Origin of the sequence: Endozoicomonas ascidiicola (assembly GCF_001646945.1) — a bacterium.
In the GTDB taxonomy this organism is placed as follows: Bacteria; Pseudomonadota; Gammaproteobacteria; order Pseudomonadales; family Endozoicomonadaceae; genus Endozoicomonas; species Endozoicomonas ascidiicola.
The window spans coordinates 242029-248028 of the sequence record NZ_LUTV01000008.1; the positions used below are offsets into that span (position 1 = coordinate 242029).

Below are 6000 nucleotides of genomic sequence, written 5' to 3' on the forward strand. Positions count from 1 at the left end.
ACTTGAAGAGCGAATTCATGTTTTCCCAACCACTCCGCAGTACAGGTCTACAAGGGGGCAAATTTTCTTTTTTATGCAGAGATCTAGAGTCAGAACCCAGACTGAAACAATTAGAACCGCTGGTGACTATCCAACATCGCATTCTCGATAACAAGGAACAAGAGCGACTGACTCTGGGTCACCAGTTAGGCCAGCAAATGGCGCTTGAAGAAAATGCAGCCACTTCAGAACACGAAACCTTTCAGACGTTTTTCAGCCAAGTTTCGAATATGTGTGCCAGTGCGATTCAAGTGCCAGGCCATATCGCTGAATCTTTTCAGCTACATATGAATGCCATATTCCACATGCGATATTTGGAAGCAAAAACCTGGCTCGGCTTCAACACAGAAAACAATCTTGCTGATACCCTGGTCAAGTCTGGTCCGCTGGGCATAAAAATCGCTCAGGTGCTGGCACTGTCTTCAGAAGTACCTGTGTCATTGCGTAACACACTAAAACCCACTCTCGAAAACAATCCACCTATTCCCTTTTCGGACATTCAAAAAGCGGTCACCTCCGCACTGAACCATCACAATGAAAATTGGGATAGCACCTTCACACATTTTGATCCAACGCCTATTAAAACAGGCTCCGTGGCGCAGGTTCACAAAGCGACTCTTACCAGTGGGCAGATCGTTGCCGTAAAAGTCGTCAGACCTCATTTAATTGATGACATAAAAAAACATCAGCATCCGCTATCGCAATTACTGAGCAAAGTCATTGGCCAATTATCCCCTGATAAGAAAGAACCTTTGATTCGACAACTAAAAGCCAAAATATCCAGTATCACTACCGAAGCAAATTTAGAGATTGAAACTCGATATGCTGCCTATTTTCAGCAAGCGGTTGATAACCTGGGCCTCAGCAATGAAGTGATGATTCCCAAAGTCATACATGAACTAAGCAACCGCGACGTTCTGGTTATGGAGTTTATTGAAGGGAATAGTATTGCTGAGTTGATGCAATCCGATCGACCTGCAGCACGAGGGCTAACGCTGAAGTTGCTCGATATCTGGTTAGAGATTGCCTGCTCCACCGGGTTGGTTCATGGTGATATACACCCCGGTAACGGCATTCACTGCAATGACAAACTCTGCCTGATTGATTTTGGAGATGCCTTTATCCTGCCGGATACTTTGCGCAACCTACTCGATGACACTCAACTTGCGAAACAATTTTTATTGATTTTCAAATATGACACCCTAGGAAGCACCTATAAAGAGACATTGAGTCAAATACAGCAATTCGCTGAAGCACTTTTTTTAAAGGCTGACCAACAACCCTTAACGTCCGAAGAGCTTACCAACATAAGCACTCATATTTTGTTGCGCCTGACACACTCAGAAGCACAGTGGTTCTGGGATGAATGGAGTGAAAAAGTTCCAGTTAGAGATGAGTTTTCCTGGCAGCAACTTTTCAACGAGTTAATGGCAAAGTATGAATTCTCATTGAGACCAGAAGTGGTGGCTCTAAATAAATGCCTGGGAAATCTTATTAACTGCTTTAATGATTTGAAGCGGAAAGACGACGTCGATCTACTCGAGGGAGAGCACCCTGAACTCTCCCACAGAACAAACAACCTGCTTAAGCTATTCGCGCAGTTAGATACCGAGCCAGCGTCGATCAATATCCCTCAAGCACGTCTCTTTAAAGACAAAGGCTCAACTGATAAAGCAGAGGAGCCCGATGATCTATTTTATGACTGTCGTTAGGGTGTCGCAAAAGCCTTGATTCCCATGCTTTGCGTGGGAACCCATACTTCTAACTCATTGAAATTCAAGGGTATGCATTCCCACGCGGAGCATGGGAACGAAATGTTTGGGGTTTTGCGACAACCTCTATAGCTAGGGGACAAGTTGAAAATAGCTGTAAATTGACAGCGATCGCCCATCACGCACAAAACTGCTCAGGTAGCCTGACTTGAAAACAGGAAAGATCGCCGCTTTGCCGGTAATGTACCAGATAACACCATCACCTTCCCGATGAGTCAGACCAACCGCACTCAAAGCAACCAGTGGTACCCGATCGCTTTCCATCATTCCCCCTGTTGCCAATGCATCGGCTTTTGCCTGAGGGCTTATCTGTCCAAGCTGTTCCAGAGTGACACTACCAAGGCAAGCCATATTATTGCCAGCGCCCACAGAGGCAAAATTACCCACGGAGCAATGGTTCAACATCGCCTGAAAGTTCTCTTCTGTATTGCCATGGTTTGTGGTTACAAGCAGACGGTTTTCAACGCCTTCCTGCACTTGATGAACAGAATATCTCGGTAACCATTTGCCAAATGGCTGAACTACCTTCAGGGCAAAGGTTGAAGCATCCATCCCTCTCTCACCATCCGGCCCGACAGTGCCTTCACCAAAAGCAAAGTATCGGTTTTCATTTTCTGCTGGAGAAACATAGCCTGCAGGATACTTCAGCAATACATTACTGATCTGGTTCAGATAATTTTTATAATTCAGCATCATGGGCACATTGGGAATTTGATCATCCAAGCTGCCAGACGGATCAGTAGCAAGGCCAACTGGCATCAGCTGAGCATTAAACAGTCGAACAGCACCTGCAGACGTTTGCTGGAAAACTGCCTCTATCCCGCTGCGAGCAGCCATTAAATACTCACCGTTCTGATAGAAAACAGGAACGCCCAAAGGCAGTCGATGAAACTCACCTGCTGCTTTAATCCGCGTGGTGGTGGTTAACTTGAGCTGACCAGACAGGTCATCATCACCGGAGCCGGACTGAAGTTTGTTCACCAAATCATCGCCAACCAGTGCAATATGTCGGGATTTAACAAACTTCAATCCAAACTCCGGCCGCCACAGAGCAACCCAGCTATCTTCTGCGGCATCAAGCCCGGGAGAAGACACAGGCGTCAGCTGTCCAAGCACGATAACAGGGGTATTTCTTGCAATCAGAGTGCTGGATGTCTTCTGGCTCGCCGCCACATTCGAGCCGTTAGACAGATTATTCGTGACAAACACATCACTTGGGAAAAACTGGCCATCAGTATCCATTACCGTGATGGCTCTGGCACGCGGATCAAACTGTTGAAGATAACCGCTGGATTCCACAAACGTCAAAAGACGCTCAAGCTCAGCCTCCGTTATCTGATGGCCTGACGCATCAAAATGATCACGGGCAATAGAAGCAACCTTAACGGCAGTATCTGCGATTGAACCGTACTCTTCTTTATATAAAGAGAGCGCCTCATTCACTTTTTGCGCATCCCAGGGCGCCAGCAACCACTGGATCAAATTAGGCTCATTCACCTGCCAGCGAAGGGTTTCGTCCTGAGTGTTGATGCCTTGAAACTGAGCAATACGATGAACATCCTGAAGCTCCGGATACACTTCTCCCTGCCGATCCGCATCGGGATACCCCAGAGCAATACCGGACAAACAGACCAATACACCACCCACAATAGCGTTCCGGCTTTGCTTACGCAGGGCTTCTGTCAGTAGAGCTTTTGCCAGTAAGGCGCTTGCCATTTTCGCCGCTAACCTCGCGCACGGCCTGATCTCCAACATCATATCCAACACCACTGATAAACTACCCGCTTGTTTTGACAGCAATAGATCAAAATAGTTTCCACTAAACCATTTGTCTAACCGGTAATTTCCCTTTAAGGTTCAAAGGTTTGATAACAACCGCTTGATAATAAAAAATTGAGGAAGCAGTCACGATGGAAGCGTTATTAGAAGATTTTCCGGTCATCACCGAAGTGCCAGTAGCCTGGGGTGAAATGGATGCCTTGCAGCACGTAAACAACGTGATCTATTTCCGTTATTTTGAATCCGCCAGGCTGGATTACTTTAATCGTCTTGAATTGATGGAAAAAGCCAAAAAAACCGGCATTGGTCCCGTACTTAGCCATGCGGAATGTTTCTTCAAAATCCCGGTCACTCATCCGGACACCCTGTTGATTGGTTCTCGAGTCTCAGACATTCAGGATGACCGCCTGACCATGGAATACCGGATTGTCAGCAAAAAACTGGGCAAGGTCACCACCACGGGTAAAGCGACCGCCGTGATGTTCAACTTCAAAACCGGCACCAAAGCTATCCTCAGTGATGATGTGAAAGAAGCCATCAACTCTATAGAGAGCCAATAGACACCTGCCTCACAGCCTTCTTTGCTTGGTCGTTTTACTCACAGAGCATTGCAACAAAGAAGGCGACACGCACACAAGCACTGCTCACTACATCATTAAACAACACTCTTAACTCTCATCGAGTGTCTTAAATAAACATCTAGTCAAATTCCAAGAAAGGATATTGCCTAAACTCACCTCCTGTCCTGCTATAAAGCTGTCTTATCACTTCACGATTTTCAGGATATAGACCGGAGAAAGGTGAATATGAGCTCTCCGTTACTTCGGGAGTGCTCACCTGAGCAGCAGGCAAATCACTATACATTGGTGAACTAACGCTGCTCATAATTGAGCCCAATAAATAGCTATCAATTGCCAACTCACTATCGCGTAAGTTCCTAGGGGTGTAATTAAAAGTGTTCAACAGTCTGTAATTTTGGCTCTTTTGAATTTCAAGTGGGTAAGCAGGCATTGTTCACTCTGGTAAAATCCAGCTTACCTGTCAGTAAATGAACCATGACTTTGAAGTGTGGTTTCTTGTAACCTCGGGCTTTTCGCTTGGCTGCCTGTATCACTGAATTCAAACCTTCCAGTAGACCATTATTGATCTGGCTTTCTTTCCAGTTCAGAACACCATCCCAGTGTCGTTTGATGGTCTTTGCAGCTTTTACCATGGGCTCCAGTCGGCTGTGGGTAGCCCAGAAGTACCACTTGTTTAGCCTTGCCTCAAACTCCTCTTTGCTAGGTGCCGTATAGATTTACTGAAAGGTTTCCCTTATTTGTAAGGCTCGCACCGACTTCAGGTTAAGTCCGGGCATAGAGAGTTCATCTCGTTTCGCTTTCTGTTTTGCTGTCAGATTACTTTCGTTTTTCAGAAGCGCATAGCGTGCGCCAACCAATAACGGGTTAGTTTTCGCCTCTTCTTTGCGCACGCTGTTTACTGCCTCGTTGATAATCTTGACGATATGAAACTTGTCAAAGGTGAYACTGGCTTCGGGCAGTTGTTCCCGTACGCCTTTGATAAAGGCTGGCGACATGTCGCAGCTAACCTGCTTGATGTTCTCCGCCTTACCATTGTGTTCTTCCAGATCKGTCGTAAATGCCTTGACCGTTTCGCTGCCTTTGCCATCGGTGACAAATACAGTWCGTCTTTCTTCAAGATCGACGAACAAGGTTATGTAATCGTGCCCCAGGGCAGATGACGTTTCATCCATGCCAATGGTGTGGAGTTGGCTGTAGTCTTCTTCAGCCCGCGCTGTAGTGACGTAAAGCTCCAGCAGTGACCACAGTCGGTAATCAGAGGCCCCGGTCAACTTGCTGACATGATGCACCGGCATTGAACGACACATCTGAAGTAGGAAGGCTTCGAACAGAAGAGTGAAGCCATTCAGCTTTCCACTCCAGGGCGGAGAAATCAGGCGAGGCTTGTTATCGCCTCTTTTAACTCGTGGAACACGGGCATGCAGATAGCACTCGTGTTGGAAGAAATTCATATGCCGCCACTCTTTTCTTACAGTGTCGTATGCTTTGTATTCCTTGCCTGCAGGGTCTTCTGGGTCTTTGAATGTGGTTCCTCGTTGAAAGTTAATGAATATGTCCAGACGCGATTGATCTGCATCGAAATTCAGGGACTCAATGTACCAGGGAGAGGTGATGCCCAGGGCTGTCTGAAACAGGTCTTTCATGGGTGATTTATGGCAGGTTCTGCAACAAAAAAGAAGGTGGGCAAATATACACTTACCCACTCATTTTTCAAAAGAGCCGTAATTTTGTGAATTTTCTATTTTTGATACCGAGTATTCATGCGGGGTAACAGCTGATGAAATTTGAATTTTCACCACATCGGGAACACTTTTAATTACACCCAGTTC

At 46.2% G+C, this 6000-nt stretch carries 3 protein-coding genes and 1 pseudogene; 2 read left to right on the forward strand and 2 right to left on the reverse strand.

Going from position 1 to position 6000, the window contains the following annotated elements; all coding sequences use genetic code 11:
• Nucleotides 1–122: 122 nt before the first annotated feature.
• Complete coding sequence (locus AKL11_RS21500) at nt 123–1751, forward strand: AarF/UbiB family protein (protein WP_157673706.1); 1629 nt, start codon at nt 123–125, stop codon at nt 1749–1751.
• 132 nt (nt 1752–1883) lie between these two features.
• Here AKL11_RS21500 and AKL11_RS21505 read toward each other — a convergent pair whose 3' ends face one another.
• Complete coding sequence (locus AKL11_RS21505) at nt 1884–3527, reverse strand: hypothetical protein (RefSeq protein ID WP_067521825.1); 1644 nt, start codon at nt 3525–3527, stop codon at nt 1884–1886.
• 194 nt (nt 3528–3721) lie between these two features.
• Here AKL11_RS21505 and AKL11_RS21510 point away from each other — a divergent pair, with 194 nt between their 5' ends.
• The gene (locus tag AKL11_RS21510; protein WP_067521827.1) at nt 3722–4150 is read left to right on the forward strand and encodes an acyl-CoA thioesterase; all 429 of its coding nucleotides are present in this window, start codon (nt 3722–3724) and stop codon (nt 4148–4150) included.
• A gap of 431 nt (nt 4151–4581) precedes the next feature.
• Here AKL11_RS21510 and AKL11_RS21515 read toward each other — a convergent pair.
• Nucleotides 4582–5814, reverse strand: a pseudogene (locus AKL11_RS21515) (ISL3 family transposase).
• Nucleotides 5815–6000: the final 186 nt, after the last annotated feature.

Bases quoted from the DNA above. Each gene is read 5' to 3' on its own strand.
- AKL11_RS21510 (WP_067521827.1), top strand. From the start codon at position 3,722: ATGGAAGCGTTATTAGAAGATTTTCCGGTCATCACCGAAGTGCCAGTA.
- AKL11_RS21505 (WP_067521825.1), bottom strand. From the start codon at position 3,527: ATGGCAAGCGCCTTACTGGCAAAAGCTCTACTGACAGAAGCCCTGCGT.